Genomic DNA, 16,910 nt, shown 5'->3' on the forward strand with positions numbered 1-16,910 from the left:
CTGACGTTGCGCTGTCGCAATGCCTGTCATGAAAACCCGCGCATGATAACGGAGTTCGGAACCTTGGACTTAACGATAGAGTCCAGTTATTAGCCTGCTAATGAAAACAGGGCTAAGTTGATAGCTCTGTTCGTCCCGTCAGGTCCGTAGCCGTGCGGACCATAAGGAGTCGTGTCATGTCATCGCTTGATAGCCTGAGAACCCTTAAGACCCTTGAAATAGACAGTAAAACCTACCACTACTTCAGCCTGCCCGAAGCCGCCAAGAGCCTGGGTGACCTGGACAAGCTACCGATGTCACTGAAGGTGCTGCTGGAAAACCTGCTGCGCTGGGAAGACAACAAGACCGTCACCGGCGCCGACCTCAAGGCCATTGCCGCCTGGCTCAAGGAACGCCAGTCCGACCGTGAGATCCAGTACCGCCCCGCCCGCGTGTTGATGCAAGACTTTACCGGCGTCCCCGCCGTGGTCGACCTGGCCGCCATGCGCGCCGCCGTGGCCAAGGCCGGGGGCGATCCGCAGCGCATCAACCCGCTATCGCCCGTGGACCTGGTAATTGACCACTCGGTGATGGTCGACAAGTTCGGCAACGCCGACGCCTTTGAGCAGAACGTCGACATCGAAATGCAGCGCAACGGCGAACGCTACGCCTTCCTGCGCTGGGGCCAGAGCGCCTTTGACAACTTCAGTGTGGTGCCACCGGGCACCGGCATCTGCCATCAGGTCAACCTCGAATACCTCGGCCGCACCGTGTGGACCAAGGACGAAGACGGTCGCACTTACGCCTTCCCCGACACCTTGGTCGGCACTGACTCCCACACCACCATGATCAACGGCCTGGGCGTACTCGGCTGGGGCGTGGGCGGGATCGAAGCGGAAGCGGCGATGCTCGGCCAACCGGTGTCGATGCTGATCCCGGAAGTGATCGGCTTCAAGCTCACCGGCAAATTGAAGGAAGGCATCACCGCCACTGACTTGGTGCTGACCGTGACCCAGATGCTGCGCAAGAAAGGCGTGGTGGGTAAATTCGTCGAGTTCTACGGCGACGGCTTGGCCGACCTGCCGTTGGCCGACCGCGCCACCATCGCCAACATGGCCCCGGAATACGGCGCCACCTGCGGCTTTTTCCCGGTGGATGAGGTGACACTGGACTACCTGCGCCTCTCCGGCCGTCCCACAGAAACCGTGAAGCTGGTCGAGGCTTACACCAAAGCCCAGGGCTTGTGGCGCAACGCGGGCCAGGAGCCGGTGTTCACCGACAGCCTGGCCCTGGACATGGGTAGCGTGGAAGCCAGCCTGGCCGGGCCGAAACGCCCGCAGGACCGTGTGGCGCTACCGAATGTCGGCCAAGCCTTCAGCGACTTCCTCGACCTGCAATTCAAACCCACCAACAAAGAAGAGGGCCGCCTGGAAAGCGAAGGCGGTGGCGGGGTTGCCGTGGGCAATGCCGACCTGGTGGGCGAAACCGACTATGAATACGACGGCCAGACCTATCGCCTGAAAAACGGCGCGGTGGTGATCGCCGCGATCACGTCCTGCACCAACACCTCCAACCCCAGCGTGATGATGGCGGCCGGGCTGGTGGCGAAAAAGGCCGTGGAAAAAGGCCTGACACGCAAGCCGTGGGTTAAAACCTCTCTGGCGCCAGGCTCCAAAGTGGTTACCGACTACTACAAAGCGGCGGGCCTCACCCAGTATCTGGACAAGCTCGGCTTTGATTTGGTGGGTTACGGCTGCACCACCTGCATCGGCAACTCCGGCCCGCTGCCCGAGCCGATCGAAAAAGCCATCCAGAGGGCCGACCTTGCAGTGGCGTCTGTGCTGTCGGGTAACCGCAACTTCGAAGGCCGCGTGCACCCGCTGGTGAAAACCAACTGGCTGGCTTCGCCGCCGCTGGTGGTGGCGTATGCCTTGGCGGGTACCGTGCGCATCGATATCAGCAGTGAACCGCTGGGTAACGATCAGGATGGCAAGCCGGTGTACCTCAAGGACATCTGGCCGAGCAGCAAGGAAATCGCGGATGCCGTGGCCCAGGTCAGCACCGGTATGTTCCACAAGGAATACGCCGAGGTATTCGCCGGTGACGAGCAGTGGCAAGCCATTGAAGTGCCACAGGCCGCCACCTACGTGTGGCAGAAAGACTCGACCTACATTCAGCACCCGCCATTCTTCGACGACATTGCAGGCCCACTGCCGGTCATCAAGGACGTCAAAGGCGCCAACGTGCTGGCGCTGCTGGGCGACTCGGTGACCACCGACCACATCTCCCCGGCCGGCAATATCAAGACCGACAGCCCCGCCGGTCGCTACCTGCGTGAACAAGGCGTGGAACCGCGCGACTTCAACTCCTACGGCTCACGCCGGGGCAACCATGAAGTGATGATGCGTGGCACCTTTGCCAATATCCGTATCCGCAATGAAATGCTCGGCGGCGAAGAAGGCGGCAATACGCTGTACATCCCCACTGGCGAGAAAATGCCGATCTACGATGCGTCGATGAAATACCAGGCGTCGGGCACACCGCTGGTGGTGGTGGCCGGCCAGGAATATGGCACCGGCTCCAGCCGCGACTGGGCAGCCAAGGGCACCAACCTGCTGGGCGTCAAGGCGGTGATCGCCGAGAGTTTCGAGCGGATCCACCGCTCCAACCTGGTGGGCATGGGCGTGCTGCCGCTGCAGTTCAAGCTGGATCAGAACCGCAAGTCGCTCAAGCTCACCGGCAAGGAGAAGATCGACATTCTCGGTCTGACCGACGTGGAGATCGTGCCACGCATGAACCTGACGCTGGTGATCACGCGGGAGGATGGCAGTAGCGAGAAGGTGGAGGTGTTGTGCCGGATCGATACGCTCAATGAGGTGGAATACTTCAAGTCGGGCGGGATTCTGCATTACGTACTGCGTCAACTGATCGCCTCATAACCCTGTAGAAGCCCGGCTTGCCGGCGATAGCGCTTTCAAGGACGCCATCGCCGGCAAGCCGGGCTCCTACAAGGGCGGTGATCGCACTCCAGGCATTAAAAAAGGCGCTGCATCTTTCGATGCGGCGCCTTTTTTATACGGCGTGGATCAGCCGAACAACCACTTCCACAGCAGCACCAGCACCACCACCGCCAGCATCGGCCGCGCAATCCGGTAAGCCTTCGGATGCTTGCGCTTCCACTGCTTGACCACGCCGCTGAACTTGTCACTGAAGGTCTTGCTCCAGGCATACGCCTGGTTGATCCCGCCCACGCGCTCGTCATCCAGGTTCTGCGGCGCAGTGGCGCGCCCCAATTGCTTACTGACCCAACGGTTGACGCGGGTCATCACACGGTTGCTCAGTGGCCGCTCGATGTCGCAGAACAGGATCACACGGGTCTGCTCGGTTTCGTTCTTGACCCAGTGCACGTAGGTTTCGTCGAACATCACGTCTTCACCGTCACGCCAGGCGTAGACCTGGCCGTCGACAAAGATGCGGCAGTCGTCGGAGTTCGGCGTCGACAGGCCCAGGTGATAACGCAGGGAACCGGCAAACGGGTCGCGGTGCGGGTTGAGGTGGCTGCCGCCCGGCAACAGCGCGAACATCGCGCCCTTGACGTTGGGAATGCTGCTCACCAGCGCTACGGTTTTCGGGCACAGCGCCTCGGCCGACGGCAGGGGTTTGTCGTACCACTTGAGGTAGAAACGCTTCCAGCCCTTCTTGAAGAACGAGCCGAAGCCGGCGTCGTTGTTCTTTTCGGCCGCGCGGATGTATCCCTCGTCGAACAGGTGCATGGCCTCTTCGCGGATCACTTCCCAGTTGTCCTTGAGCACATCCAGTTCCGGGAACTTGCTGCGATCCAGGTACGGCTTGGACGGCACGGCCGAGAACAGGTACATCAAGGCGTTATACGGGGCGAACAGCGCCGAATGGTTGACGAACTGGCGCAATAGCGGCAAACGCGCCTTGCCGCGCAGGTGCACATACAACGTGCTGCCGATAAACAACGCCAGCACCGACAGCTTGGCGGCCAAAGAAAAGGTCATGCAGCAACTCCTGGAAATAAGCGCCTGGCCAACAGCAGACGTAGCAGCCGGCCATGATAAACAGTTGGGCCATTATGCAGAAGGCCCGGGTTATCGGCGCTGACTCAAATCAAGCCTGGTTTTCTTGCTCGGTAAACAAATCGCTGAACAGCATGCTCGACAGGTAGCGCTCACCGGAGTCCGGCAGGATCACCACGATGGTCTTGCCCTGCATCTCCGGTTTCTCGGCCAAGCGTACCGCCACGGCCATCGCGGCGCCGCAGGAGATACCGCACAGAATCCCCTCTTCCTGCATCAGGCGCAGGGCCATGGCCTTGGATTCGTCGTCGGTCACCAGCTCCACACGGTCAACCATCGACAGGTCAAGGTTCTTCGGCACAAACCCGGCGCCGATGCCCTGGATCTTGTGCGGACTGGGCTTGATCTCTTCACCGGCCAGCGCCTGCGTGATCACTGGCGACACAATCGGCTCGACCGCCACCGACAGGATCGGTTTGCCCGCGATGTTCTTGATATAGCGCGACACACCGGTGATGGTGCCGCCAGTGCCCACCCCCGCCACCAGCACGTCCACGGCGCCATCGGTGTCATTCCAGATTTCCGGACCGGTGGTTTTCTCGTGGATCGCCGGGTTGGCCGGGTTTTCGAACTGAGCCGGCATGAAATAGGTGGCGGGGTCGCTGGCAACGATTTCGCCGGCTTTCTCGATCGCACCCTTCATGCCCTTGGCCGGCTCGGTCAGCACCAGCTCGGCGCCGAGTGCCTTGAGCACCTTGCGGCGCTCGATGCTCATGGAGGCCGGCATGGTCAGCAGCAATTTGTACCCACGGGCGGCGGCGACGAATGCCAGGCCGATGCCGGTGTTGCCGGAGGTGGGTTCGACAATGGTCATGCCCGGCTTGAGTTTGCCGGTGCTTTCAGCGTCCCAGATCATGTTTGCGCCAATGCGGCACTTCACCGAGTAGCCTGGGTTACGCCCTTCGATCTTGGCCAGGATGGTCACGCCACGCGGTGCGATCCGGTTGATCTGAACCAGGGGCGTGTTACCGATGGAGTGCGCGTTGTCTGCAAAGATGCGGCTCATGACGGGTCCTATTGGGCGGTGTTCAGGAAGGCCACAAGGGTATGCCTCGTGCCGCGAAGCGTCCAGTCGGAGGAACGTTGCACGCTTAACAACAGTCCATCCCCTATACGGACAGAGGACCCTCCCCATGAAACGTCGCTACAGCTGGCCACTATGGACCGTTGCCGGATTGCTGGTGGTGCTGGTTGCCCTGAGCATCGCCCTGCCCTACATGGTGCGCAACTATTTGAATGAGAAGCTCGCTGATATGGGCGACTACCGCGGCCAGGTTACCGATGTGGACCTGGCCCTGTGGCGCGGCGCCTACAGGATCAACGGCCTGGAGATCATCAAGGTCGATGGCAAAGTGCCTGTACCGTTCGTCAAGGCGCCGTTGATCGACCTGGCGGTGAGCTGGCACTCGCTGTGGTACGACCATGCGGTAGTCGCCAAGGTGCGCTTTATCAACCCCGAAGTGAACTTCGTCGACGGCGGCGCCAACAAGCAGGCGTCCCAGACCGGTAAGGGCACCGACTGGCGCGAGCAATTGAGCAAGCTGGCCCCCATCACCCTCGACGAGGTGCGTATCGAGGACGGCAAGATCGCCTTCCACAACTTCAACTCCAAGCCACCGGTCAACATCAATGCCACCGAGGTCAACGCCAGCTTCTATAACCTGACCAACGTGGTCGACGTCAAAGGCAAGCGCGACGCCCGCTTCGAGGGCAAGGCGCTCCTTCAGGGCCAGGCGCCGCTGGAAGCCACCGCCACCTTCGACCCGCTGAGCAATTTCGAGAACTTCGAATTCCGTTTTCGCGCCAAGGACCTGCAGCTCAAGCGCATGAATGACTTCGCTTCGGCCTACGGCAAATTCGATTTCAAGGCTGGCACCGGCGACGTGGTGATCGAAGCCCAGGCGGAAAAAGGCCAGTTGACCGGGTATATCAAGCCGCTGATGCGCGATGTAGAAGTGTTCGACTGGCAACAGGACGTGGAGAACAAGGACAAGAACATCTTCCGCTCGATCTGGGAGGCCGTGGTCGGCGCCAGTGAAACCGTGCTGAAAAACCAGGCGAAAAACCAGTTCGCCACCCGTGTTGAACTCAGTGGCAGCGTGCACCAGCAAAATGTCAGCGCGTTTTCTGCGTTTTTGGCGATTTTGCGCAACGGCTTCATCCAGGCGTTCAATGCGCGCTATGAACAACCCAAGCCGTCGGCGGATTGATCGTGACTGGTCATTCAGAGACTGAATAAGCCGCCTGCGTTCACAGTCGCCGGGGCTGCGCGGTATAGTCCGGGCATTGATGAATGCGAGGAAACACCGATGAAGTTCGAAGGCACCCAGGCCTATGTGGCTACCGATGACCTGAAACTGGCCGTCAACGCCGCCATCACCCTGGAGCGGCCGCTGCTGGTCAAGGGCGAGCCCGGCACCGGCAAGACCATGCTCGCCGAGCAATTGGCCGAGTCCTTCGGTGCCAAGCTGATCACCTGGCATATCAAGTCGACCACCAAGGCCCACCAGGGCCTGTACGAGTACGACGCGGTCAGCCGTCTGCGCGACTCGCAGCTGGGCGTGGACAAGGTGCATGACGTGCGCAATTACCTGAAAAAGGGCAAGCTCTGGGAAGCCTTCGAGTCTGAGGAGCGGGTGATCCTGTTGATCGATGAAATCGACAAGGCCGACATCGAGTTCCCCAACGACCTGCTGCAAGAACTCGACAAGATGGAGTTCTACGTCTACGAAATCGACGAGACCATCAAGGCCAAGAAACGCCCGATCATCATCATTACCTCCAACAACGAAAAAGAGCTGCCGGACGCGTTCTTGCGTCGCTGCTTCTTCCACTACATCGCCTTCCCTGACCGCACCACCCTGCAAAAGATCGTCGATGTGCACTACCCCGACATCAAGAAAGACCTGGTCAGCGAAGCGCTGGACGTGTTCTTCGATGTGCGCAAAGTACCGGGACTGAAGAAAAAACCCTCCACCTCCGAACTGGTGGACTGGCTCAAGCTGTTGATGGCTGACAATATCGGCGAAGCCGTGCTGCGCGAGCGCGACCCGACCAAGGCTATTCCGCCGCTGGCCGGTGCGTTGGTGAAGAACGAGCAAGACGTGCAGTTGCTGGAGCGTCTGGCGTTCATGAGCCGTCGCGGTAATCGCTGATGCTGCTCAACCTGTTCAACGAGATGCGTGCCGCCAAGGTGCCGGTGTCGGTACGCGAGCTGCTCGACCTGATCAACGCGCTGAAAATGCGCGTGACCTTCGCCGATATGGACGAGTTCTATTACTTGGCGCGGGCGATCCTGGTCAAGGACGAGCGGCATTTCGACAAGTTCGACCGGGCCTTCGGCGCTTACTTCAATGGCCTGGAAAAACTCGACGACCACCTGCAGGCGTTGATCCCCGAAGACTGGCTGCGCAAGGAATTCGAACGTTCGCTGACCGATGAGGAACGCGCGCAGATCCAGTCGCTTGGTGGCCTCGACAAACTCATCGAGGAATTCAAGAAACGCCTGGAAGAACAGAAGGAACGTCACGCCGGCGGCAACAAGTGGATCGGCACAGGCGGCACCAGCCCGTTTGGCTCCGGCGGCTATAACCCGGAAGGCATTCGCGTCGGCGATGCCGGCAAGCGCCAGGGCAAGGCCGTTAAGGTGTGGGACCAACGCGAGTACAAGAACCTCGACGATCAGGTTGAACTGGGCACGCGCAACATCAAGATCGCCCTGCGCCGCCTGCGCAAATTTGCGCGCCAGGGTGCAGCCGAAGAGCTGGATATTGACGGCACCATCGACCACACCGCACGTGACGCCGGGTTGCTGAATATCCAGATGCGCCCGGAGCGGCGTAACACCATCAAGCTGCTATTGCTGTTCGATATCGGCGGCTCGATGGATGCCCACGTGAAGATCTGCGAAGAGCTGTTCTCGGCGTGCAAGACCGAGTTCAAGCATTTGGAGTACTTCTACTTCCATAACTTCGTGTACGAATCGGTGTGGAAAAACAACCAGCGCCGCACGTCGGAACGCACCTCGACCCAAGACTTGCTGCACAAATACGGTGCCGATTACAAAGTGATCTTTATCGGCGATGCGTCGATGGCGCCGTATGAAATCACCCAGGCCGGCGGCAGCGTCGAGCATTGGAATGAGGAGCCGGGCTATGTGTGGATGCAGCGCTTCATGGCCAAGTACAAGAAGTTGATCTGGATTAACCCGTATCCGAAGGACACCTGGGGGTATACCGCGTCGACGGGAATTGTGCGGGAGTTGGTGGAGGATCAGATGTATCCGCTGACCTTGCGCGGGCTTGAGGAAGGGATGCGCTTCCTCTCCAAGTAACCCCGCACGACCTGTAGGAGCCCGGCTTGCCGGCGATGGCACCCTTGAGCCTTATGCAAGACGGGCGGACGCCATCGCCGGCAAGCCGGGCCCCTACAGGGGTTAGCGAAAACGCTGCAAAAAGTCGACATGCTGCCGGTGCGCCGTCTCCTGCACCACCGGCGCCAACCTCACCTTCTCCCCCGGCAAGCACTGCGCCAGCCGCGCCAGCGCCAATGGCGTCAGCGCGCCCAGGCGCGGGTAACCGCCAATCGTCTGCCGGTCATTGAGCAACACAATAGGCTGCCCATCCGGCGGCACCTGGATCGCCCCCAGCGGAATCCCCTCGGAGATCAACGACGGCCCCTGATATTGCAACGGCGTGCCCAGCAGGCGCATGCCCATGCGGTCGGCGCGGCTGTCCAGGGTCCATTCGGTGTTGAACGCATCGAACAGGCTTTGCCCGCTGAACTGGCCGATCTGGGCGCCGACGATCACGTCCAACGGTTTACCGGATTGCAAATCCGGTGCGCTCAGCACCTTCATTGCGCCACCTGTACCGGAATAGACCAAGCACGCGCCTTCGGCCAGTGACTTACCGAAACCGTCCACGCCGCCCAGTTCTTCACGTACAACGGTGGCGCAACTGCCCAGCACATCCGGCGCATCAAACCCACCCGGCGCCGCCAGATAGGCCCGCGCGCCATTGAATGGCTGGGTGAAACGCAAACGCTGGCCCTTTTGCAGGATAAAACTGCGGCCAGGGCTGATGGCGCGTTCGTCGATGTAAGCACCCAAATCCGCACCGGCAAGGGCCAGCAGGCAGTAATCCTCGGCCTGCACGGTAAAGCCGCCGAGGGTGATTTCCACCGCCGGCGCGTCCAGCGCATTGCCCAGCAGCCAGTTGGCCCAGGACATCGACACCCAATCCAGCGCACCGCCCTGGGTCACACCCAGGTGGCGCACGCCAAAACGGCCGGCGTCCTGCAACAGGCACAGCGGTGTGCTGGCCTCGATGATCAAGCGGCTCATGCCTGCGCCTCCAACGGCGTGTCATCGCCACCCAGTTTGATGAATTCGGCGTGATCAACCGCTTCAAAACGCACCGTGTCGCCCGGTTGCATCAGGCTGTAGCCGTCTCGCTCACGATCGAAGAGTTTGGCCGGCGTGCGGCCTATCAGGTTCCAGCCGCCCGGCGAGACCACCGGATAGGCGGCGGTTTGCCGTTCGGCGATGCCGACACTGCCCGCCGCCACGCGTTTGCGCGGGGTGCTGAGGCGTGGCGCAGCGAGGATTTCATCCACCAGGCCCATAAAGGCAAAACCGGGGGCGAAGCCGAGGGCGAACACTTGGTATTCGTGGGCGCTGTGGCGGCGGATCACATCGTCGATGGCCAGGCCGCTACGCTGGCTGAGCAGGGTCAGCTCAGGACCGACGCTCAGGTCATACCACACCGGCAGCACATGGCACTGGCCGCTGCCCTGGGTCTGCGGTTGCAGGTCGGTCAGAGCCAGGTCGATCAATTCCCGTGCCTGGGCTGGGTTCAATGCGCCGAGGTCGTAATGCACCATCAAGGTGGTGTAGGACGGCACCAGGTCCACCAAGGCCGCGCCGAAACCGCTGCGCAAGCGCTGAGTGGCGGCGAGCATCCACGGCATGTTGGCTTCGGCGATTGCATCAAACAGACGCACCATCAGGCAGTCGATGGCTACCACTTCAATCCGAGGCTTCATGCTGGCTTCAATGCCTCGCGGATACGCTGCACGGCGGCGATCGAGCTGGCGTTGTCACCGTGTACGCACAGCGTATTGGCCTGCAGGACCAACGAGCTGCCGTCGCTGGCGGTCAGGGCTTCACCTCGGGAGATGGTCAGGGCTTGCTGCAGGATGGTGTCGGAATCGTGGTGCACGGCACCGGGCAACTGGCGCGAAACCAGGTGGCCCTTGTTGTCATAGGCGCGGTCGGCAAAGGCTTCAAACCACAGGGTGACGCCATACTCGTCGCCTAACGCCTGCGCTGCGCTGTTGTCGCGGGTGGCGAGCAACATCAGCGGCAGTTCGCCGTAGGCCGCCACGGCCTGGATCACCGCGCGCAATTGCGCCGGATTGGCCATCATGTCGTTGTACATCGCGCCGTGGGGCTTCACATAGCTGACCCGCCCACCTTGCGCCCGGCAGATGCCGTCGAGGGCGCCGATCTGATAGTGCAACAGGTCATGGATTTCCTGGGGCGTGTAGATCATGGAACGACGGCCAAAACCCTGCAGGTCCTGATACGCCGGGTGCGCACCGACTTGCACGCCATGCTTGAGTGCCAGGCTGACGGTCTTGCGCATGATGCTCGGGTCACCGGCATGGAAGCCGCAGGCCACATTGGCGCAATCGATGAACGGCATGACCTCGGCGTCCAGACCCAGGGTCCAGTTGCCGAAGCTTTCGCCAATGTCGCAATTCAGAAGAAGGCGGCTCACGCTGGTCGCTCCTGTAGGCTTTATTTTTTTGTAGTGTGGGATTTTTTACACAGAACTCGCAACTTGTCCTGCCCCCCCTACGACGCTTATCGTGGAATAGCTCGATTTTTGGCGCTGGCCCGGTGCGGCGTCCAACTAATAAAAACCGATCCATGCATAAGAAAAAGTTGATCCCATGAATTTGAAGTTCCTCGAAACCTTCGTCTGGGTGGCCAAGCTCAAGAGTTTCCGCCTGACCGCCGAGAAGTTGTTCACCACCCAGGCGTCGATCTCCAGCCGCATCGCGGTGCTGGAAAGTGAACTGGGGGTGAAATTGTTTCTGCGCGACTCACGCGGCGTGAGCCTGACCCCGGAAGGCTTGAAGGTGCTCGATTACGCCGAGCAAATGATGGTGACCATGCAGGGTTTGAAGCAATCCCTGGAGACTACCAGCAGCAAAGTCGGGCGCATCCGCATCGGCGCGATGGACACGGTGATCCACACCTGGCTGAGCCCGTTGGTGGCGGAACTGATGGACCACTTCCCGCTGGTAGAAATCGAATTGGTCGCCGATACCGCGCTAAACCTCAGCGATCAGCTGCAAAAAGGCTTCCTCGACCTGATCCTGCAAACCGACCTGCTGCGCCTCGAAACCGTGCGCAGCCTGGAGCTGTGCAGCCACCCCATGGCCTGGATCGTCGCCAGCCAGTCGATCTACAACCGTGACTACGCCTCCCTGGCCGAACTGGCCCAGGAGCGCATCATCACCTACTCGAAAAACTCCCATCCGCACCAGGACGTGATCAGCCTGATGCAAGCCAACGGCGTGGCCGCGCCACGGATGAACTGTGTGAACTCGGTGTCGGCGATTACTCGCTTGTTGCGCGATGGCTTCGGCATTGGCGCGCTGCCGCCGGTGCTGGTCAGCGAAGAACTGGCGCGCGGCGAATTGGTGATGTTGCCGATGGCGCAGAAACTGCCGAACTTGCAGGTGGTGGTGTCGTGGCGCGTGGGGGTGGAACTGGTGGAGGAGATTGTCGGGTTGTGCCAGAAGGTGGTGGCACGGTATGCCGAAGAGGTCGGTGAAGAGCGGATGGTGCTGGCGAAACCCGATTAAATCTGTGGGAGCGGCGGTGCGACGATTCGACTTGCTCGCGAATGCGGTGGGTCAGTGAATACATCTTTGACTGATACACCGTCTTCGCGAGCAAGCCCGCTCCCACACAAGCCCGCTCCCACATTTGGAACTGTGTATGGCTTACAAACCTTTCAGGTCACGCTCTTCGATCGGCCGGCTCTGGCGCAGGCGCTTGCCGCCCAACACCACCCAGTCGATCAAACGGAACAGGCACTCCAGGCCGAACGACAACAGCATCGCCCCGCCCAGCCCCCAGCCCATGGCCTCAGGCGTCAGCAGGATCTGATAGCTGTAGCCGTTCCAGGTTTCCTGGCGGATATCCGGGTCCGCCGCCACCGCCACTTGCAGGGCGCGGATGTACCACGGGCCTTGCATGGCCTGAAATTGTTTGTCCAAGGCTAACTGCCGATCAAGCATGGCGCCCAGGCTGTTGGCGTCGCTCTGGAACACCGGGTCGTCACTGGCGCGGTAATGCGCCACCAATGCCTTCAAGTCGCCGTTGAAGAACTGCCGCGCGGTGGTTTCAAACCCGCTGAGGCCGGTCTGGGCCTCGATCAAATGGGCTTCGACGCGCTTGGCGTAGTCGCTGATGAACCCCGGCACTTGCACGCCGACCAACAGGCCAATGGCAAACAGCACCAACCGCAGATAACTGAGCAACATGGTCGATATCCTTACTCGGTGATGCCCTGGCTGACGCATTCACCACGTCGCCACAGGCTCCATTGGCCCGGTTCGTAGCGGGTCCAGTTTTCGTTGTCGGTCAAAGGCTCGGTGGCGATCACAGTCACCACGTCGTTGGGCGTGGTTTCGGCCTGAAAATCGACGATCACATCGACATCTTTCAAGCGTGCGGGGCCAAACGGAGCGCGACGGGTAATCTGCGCGAGCTTGGTCGAGCAATAGCAAAACAGCCAGTCGCCGTCGCTGAGCAGGCAGTTGAACACGCCTTTGCTGCGGTATTCGGAGCAGGCGGCGATCAGGTCCGGCAGGACTTTTTCGATGTCCACCGGTTCCGGGAAGGCTTCGCGCACGCGGTTGAGCAGATCGCAGAAGGCCGCTTCGCTGTCGGTATCGCCCACCGGGCGGTAGAAGGTGGCGCGTGGGTTGAAATCGGCCAACTGGCCATTGTGCGCAAAGCACCAGTTGCGGCCCCACAGTTCGCGCACGAACGGGTGGGTGTTGGCCAAACTGACCTTGCCGACGTTGGCCTGGCGGATATGCCCAATCACTACCTCGCTCTTGATCGGGTAACGCTGCACCAGCAGCGCGACTTCCGATTCGCTGCTGGCGGCTGGGTCCTGGAACAGGCGCAGGCCACGGCCTTCATAGAACGCGATGCCCCAACCGTCACGGTGGGGACCGGTGCGCCCACCGCGCTGCATCAGCCCGGTGAAACTGAACACGATATCGGTGGGGACGTTGGCACTCATGCCCAATAATTCACACATGCCAGGGCTCTCGCAGCAGGGCGGACAACGTTAAAGGCGCGGTTCGACGCGCATACCGCTCACGGGTGCAGGACGGCGAAAAGGCACGTCGTCTTCATCTTGATCCGGCTCGGCAGCCAGCGCAGCATCCGCGGCGGCCTTGCGCTCACGGCGGGCCTTGGCGGCGCGCTCGATGGGCCAACGGATCAGCACAAACACCAGGTACACGCCAAAGGCGATCATGGTGTACATGAACAGATCGGAAATGGCCCGCCAGGCGTTATTGCCGACCTTGAGCACCAGGTCCAGGGCGGTGATGGCCACGGCCGGCGCGAACTGGGTCTTGACCGGGTCGACGATGGTCGGACTGAACAGCAGCACCGCCATCAGCAATTGCAGCGGCTCGCGCAGCCAGCGCCAGATCCAGCGGGTCATGCGCCACCACACCAACAGGCAGCCCAAAGCGGCGAAGGCGTAAAGGCCCCAAGCGGTCAGATAGTCGTTCTCGGTCATGGTGTCCATGGCAAGGTTGGCAAACAGGCGGCTATGATAACGGCTTTTGCGTGTCGCGGCTGCAAAGCCTGCCACCGTCCGCCCGATAGAGAATAATCCCATGCCTACATCGACCGCTCCGATTGCCCGCAAGGCCCAAGGTCCAGATCCGTACGCCTGGCTGCAAGAGCGCGACAGCACTGAGGTGCTCGATTACCTCAAGGCCGAAAACGCCTGGCAGGAAACCCAGCTCGCCGATCAGGCAGCATTGCGCGAAACCCTGTTCGAGGAGATCAAGGGCCGCATTCTCGAAACCGACCTGTCGCTGCCGTCACCGTGGGGCCCGTATCTGTATTACACCCGCACCACCGCCGGTGACGAATACGCCCGCCACTACCGCTGCCGCCGCCCGGCCGACGACAGCAATCAGGTGGACGACAGCAGCGAAGAGTTGTTGCTGGACCCGAACGTGCTGGCCAATGGCGGTTTCTTCTCCCTCGGCGCGTTCAGCATCAGCCCCGACCACCAACGCCTGGCCTACAGCCTCGATACCAGCGGTGAAGAGATCTACACCCTGTACGTGAAGGAATTGGCCACCGGCAAAGTCAGCGAACTGGCGTTTGAAGACTGCGACGGCAGCATGACCTGGGCCAACGATAGCCTGACCCTGTTCTTTGGCGAACTGGACGACACCCACCGCCCGCACAAGCTGTATCGCTATCGCTTGGACGGCACGGCGGCGCAGGAAGTGTTCCATGAACCCGACGGACGTTTCTTCCTGCATTGCTACCGTTCCAGCTCCGAGCGCCAGTTGCTGCTGTCCCTCGGCAGCAAGACCACCAGCGAAGTCTGGGCCCTGGACGCCGATCAGCCACACCTGGACTTCACCTGCCTGGCGCCACGTGTAGAAAACCATGAATACGATGTCGACCACGGCCAGTTGAATGGGGCGTGGACCTGGTTTATCCGCAGCAACCGCGATGGCATCAATTACGCCCTGTTCGTGGCAACCGACATTGGCGACGTGCCGACCCAAGCTGAATGGCAGAACCTGATCCCCCACAGCGATGAGGTGATGCTCGACGGCGTGAGCCTGAACACCCATGCCATGACCTTGAGCCTGCGCATCGGTGGCCTGCCGGTAATCGAAGTGCACCCGCAGGGCTTGCCGGCCTATCGCGTGGAATTGCCTGACGCCGCCTACAGCCTCTACGTACAGAACAGCCTGGAATTTGTCAGCGACAAGATCCGCCTGCGTTACGAAGCCCTGAACCGCCCGGCCCAGGTCCGTCAGTTGGAACTGGCCAGTGGCACGCAACAGGTGCTCAAGGAAACCCCGGTACTGGGTGTGTTCAATGCCGACGATTACGTGAGCCAGCGCCTGTGGGCCACCTCGGCGGATGGCACCCAGGTGCCGATCAGCCTGGTAGTCAAGCGCGACCAGTTGGGTAAACCAACGCCCCTCTACCTGTACGGCTACGGCGCCTATGGTTCGAGCCTGGACCCGTGGTTCTCCCACGCACGCCTGAGCCTGCTGGACCGAGGCGTGGCGTTTGCCATCGCCCATGTGCGCGGCGGCGGTGAGTTGGGTGAGGCGTGGTATCGCAACGGCAAGCAGGAACACAAGCAGAACACCTTCAGCGACTTTATCGCCTGCGCCGAACACCTGATCGCCGAGGGCCTGACCACCTCCAAACAACTGGCCATCAGCGGCGGCAGTGCCGGCGGCCTGTTGATCGGCGCAGTGCTCAACCAGCGTCCGGAGCTGTTCCAGGCGGCGATTGCCGAAGTGCCGTTTGTCGATGTGCTCAACACCATGCTCGACCCTGAACTGCCGCTGACCATCACCGAGTACGACGAGTGGGGCAACCCGCAAGCACCGGACGTCTACGAGCGCATCAAGGCCTATGCGCCGTATGAAAACGTTCGCGCCCAGGCCTACCCGCACCTGCTGGTGATCGCCGGCTACAACGACAGCCGCGTGCAATATTGGGAAGCCGCCAAGTGGGTGGCCAAGCTGCGCGACACCAAGACCGACGACAACCTGCTGTTGCTCAAGACCGAGCTGGGCGCCGGCCACGGTGGCATGAGCGGTCGTTATCAGGGATTACGTGACGTAGCACTCGAATATGGCTTTGTGTTCAGGGCGCTGGGGCTGGTTTAAGAAACTCATTTAAGGAACTTAGTAGGGCGGTTCTGTCTGAACACAGGACCGCCTACTGATTGATGGACCAAGATTGCAGCCATGGCACTACCCACATTAATGAATACCGAAATCCGCGACATGCTCATGGATTGCGGCCTGTTCAACCCGCTGTTGCCGGAAGACTTTCACGTCGCCGCCGGCTATTTCAATATCAGCAGCATTGCCCGCGATGAGGTGATTTTCCTCGAAGGCGATGCTGGCACGTTCATGTGCATCATCCACAGCGGCCAGGTGGCGGTGCAAAAAACCAACCACGAAGGCCAGCGCCTGACCATCGCCACCCTGCGCAGCGGTCGAGCCTTTGGCGAAATGGCGGTCCTCGACGGCGAGCGACGCTCGGCCAGTTGCATGGCGGCCAGTGACTGCGTGCTGCTGAATCTGGGCAAGGACTCCCTGGAAAAAATGCTCAACGAAGCGCCCAGGGTCGCCGCCAAGATCATCCGCGCGATTGCCATCGCCCTGTCCAAGCGCTTGCGCATGGCCGATGGGCAATTACTCTCGCAACAGTTTTAACCGCCAGGCGTCTTCGGCTTGCTGTCATTTTGCAGCAGGCCCGGCACCGTCTGGTCCTTGGGCGGCGTTGGCAGCACGATCGGCACCAAGGGCGGCGAACCGTTGGTCTTGGGCACGACCGGTGGGGTGACTTGCGGGTACAACGTCGGCGTCGGGGTGCCCGGCGCGCCTGGCGTTGGGGCGGGCGCGACCGGTACGGTTTGCAACTCCTGAGCCTGCGCCGCACCAGAGGCGAGCGCGCTCAACACAATGACCGTTAGAATGCTGCACTTCATCGATGGCTCCATG

16 protein-coding genes are annotated in these 16,910 nt (G+C 61.0%); 7 read left to right on the forward strand and 9 right to left on the reverse strand.

All coding sequences use genetic code 11. The features are described from left to right. Positions 1-176: 176 nt before the first annotated feature. Complete coding sequence (gene acnA, locus ACP7C6_RS14205) at positions 177-2,918, forward strand: aconitate hydratase AcnA (RefSeq protein ID WP_068934881.1); 2,742 nt, start codon at positions 177-179, stop codon at positions 2,916-2,918. Between the two features lie 147 nt (positions 2,919-3,065). On the opposite strand, the gene ACP7C6_RS14210 is transcribed toward acnA, so the two are convergent. Both ACP7C6_RS14210 and cysK read right to left on the reverse strand, forming a co-directional pair. Further along, the gene (locus ACP7C6_RS14210) at positions 3,066-4,004 is read right to left on the reverse strand and encodes an aspartyl/asparaginyl beta-hydroxylase domain-containing protein (protein WP_426108913.1); all 939 of its coding nucleotides are present in this window, start codon (positions 4,002-4,004) and stop codon (positions 3,066-3,068) included. Positions 4,005-4,113: 109 nt separating this feature from the next. Beyond that, on the reverse strand, positions 4,114-5,088 hold the full coding sequence (gene cysK, locus ACP7C6_RS14215; protein ID WP_010212098.1) for a cysteine synthase A: 975 nt from the start codon (positions 5,086-5,088) through the stop codon (positions 4,114-4,116). Between the two features lie 127 nt (positions 5,089-5,215). On the opposite strand from cysK, the gene ACP7C6_RS14220 reads away from it, so the two are divergent. From ACP7C6_RS14220 to ACP7C6_RS14230, 3 genes are all read left to right on the forward strand, one after another. Further along, positions 5,216-6,292 (forward strand): DUF748 domain-containing protein, encoded by a 1,077-nt coding sequence (locus tag ACP7C6_RS14220; RefSeq protein ID WP_028619404.1) that lies wholly within the window; start codon positions 5,216-5,218, stop codon positions 6,290-6,292. A 99-nt stretch (positions 6,293-6,391) separates the two neighbouring features. Beyond that, positions 6,392-7,237 (forward strand): AAA family ATPase, encoded by an 846-nt coding sequence (locus ACP7C6_RS14225; protein WP_003210690.1) that lies wholly within the window; start codon positions 6,392-6,394, stop codon positions 7,235-7,237. Beyond that, positions 7,237-8,415, forward strand: coding sequence for a vWA domain-containing protein (locus ACP7C6_RS14230; RefSeq protein WP_016975243.1), 1,179 nt, complete (start codon positions 7,237-7,239; stop codon positions 8,413-8,415). Before ACP7C6_RS14225 ends, ACP7C6_RS14230 begins: the two co-directional genes overlap by 1 nt. Before the next feature lie 102 nt (positions 8,416-8,517). On the opposite strand, the gene ACP7C6_RS14235 is transcribed toward ACP7C6_RS14230, so the two are convergent. Genes ACP7C6_RS14235 through ACP7C6_RS14245 form a run of 3 tightly spaced genes read right to left on the reverse strand, consistent with a single transcriptional unit; the run spans position 8,518 to position 10,864 of the window. Then, the gene (locus ACP7C6_RS14235) at positions 8,518-9,426 is read right to left on the reverse strand and encodes a biotin-dependent carboxyltransferase family protein (protein WP_122686483.1); all 909 of its coding nucleotides are present in this window, start codon (positions 9,424-9,426) and stop codon (positions 8,518-8,520) included. Next, positions 9,423-10,127, reverse strand: a complete 705-nt coding sequence (locus ACP7C6_RS14240) for a 5-oxoprolinase subunit B family protein (RefSeq protein ID WP_122686481.1) — start codon at positions 10,125-10,127, stop codon at positions 9,423-9,425. The genes ACP7C6_RS14235 and ACP7C6_RS14240 overlap by 4 nt, the downstream gene beginning before the upstream one ends. Beyond that, positions 10,124-10,864: a 5-oxoprolinase subunit PxpA gene (locus ACP7C6_RS14245; RefSeq protein ID WP_028619401.1), complete on the reverse strand. Its 741-nt coding sequence runs from the start codon at positions 10,862-10,864 to the stop codon at positions 10,124-10,126. The genes ACP7C6_RS14240 and ACP7C6_RS14245 overlap by 4 nt, the downstream gene beginning before the upstream one ends. A gap of 175 nt (positions 10,865-11,039) precedes the next feature. On the opposite strand from ACP7C6_RS14245, the gene ACP7C6_RS14250 reads away from it, so the two are divergent. Next, positions 11,040-11,960: a LysR family transcriptional regulator gene (locus ACP7C6_RS14250; protein WP_426108914.1), complete on the forward strand. Its 921-nt coding sequence runs from the start codon at positions 11,040-11,042 to the stop codon at positions 11,958-11,960. Between the two features lie 141 nt (positions 11,961-12,101). Here ACP7C6_RS14250 and ACP7C6_RS14255 read toward each other — a convergent pair whose 3' ends face one another. The 3 genes from ACP7C6_RS14255 to ACP7C6_RS14265 are packed head-to-tail and all read right to left on the reverse strand — an operon-like array spanning position 12,102 to position 13,999. Beyond that, positions 12,102-12,644 carry a DUF2937 family protein gene (locus tag ACP7C6_RS14255; protein ID WP_028619399.1) on the reverse strand — a complete coding sequence of 181 codons (543 nt, stop codon included), beginning with the start codon at positions 12,642-12,644 and terminating at the stop codon, positions 12,102-12,104. 11 nt (positions 12,645-12,655) lie between these two features. Continuing rightward, positions 12,656-13,432 (reverse strand): class II glutamine amidotransferase, encoded by a 777-nt coding sequence (locus ACP7C6_RS14260; RefSeq protein WP_016975237.1) that lies wholly within the window; start codon positions 13,430-13,432, stop codon positions 12,656-12,658. A gap of 30 nt (positions 13,433-13,462) precedes the next feature. Beyond that, positions 13,463-13,999, reverse strand: coding sequence for a hypothetical protein (locus ACP7C6_RS14265; RefSeq protein ID WP_028619398.1), 537 nt, complete (start codon positions 13,997-13,999; stop codon positions 13,463-13,465). A gap of 25 nt (positions 14,000-14,024) precedes the next feature. Between ACP7C6_RS14265 and ACP7C6_RS14270 the strand changes: the two genes are divergently transcribed. Together ACP7C6_RS14270 and ACP7C6_RS14275 are read left to right on the forward strand one after the other, a co-directional pair. Then, entirely contained in the window at positions 14,025-16,067 is a 2,043-nt protein-coding gene (locus tag ACP7C6_RS14270; RefSeq protein WP_068934893.1) for a S9 family peptidase, read from the forward strand. 81 nt (positions 16,068-16,148) lie between these two features. Continuing rightward, positions 16,149-16,622, forward strand: a complete 474-nt coding sequence (locus ACP7C6_RS14275; RefSeq protein ID WP_068934895.1) for a cyclic nucleotide-binding domain-containing protein — start codon at positions 16,149-16,151, stop codon at positions 16,620-16,622. Here the strand turns inward: ACP7C6_RS14275 and ACP7C6_RS14280 are convergent. After that, positions 16,619-16,897 carry a hypothetical protein gene (locus ACP7C6_RS14280; protein WP_068934897.1) on the reverse strand — a complete coding sequence of 93 codons (279 nt, stop codon included), beginning with the start codon at positions 16,895-16,897 and terminating at the stop codon, positions 16,619-16,621. The genes ACP7C6_RS14275 and ACP7C6_RS14280 overlap by 4 nt on opposite strands. Positions 16,898-16,910: the final 13 nt, after the last annotated feature.

The sequence above is a fragment of the Pseudomonas sp. TWR1-1-4 genome (assembly GCF_049897165.1).
Lineage (GTDB): Bacteria > Pseudomonadota > Gammaproteobacteria > Pseudomonadales > Pseudomonadaceae > Aquipseudomonas > Aquipseudomonas canadensis.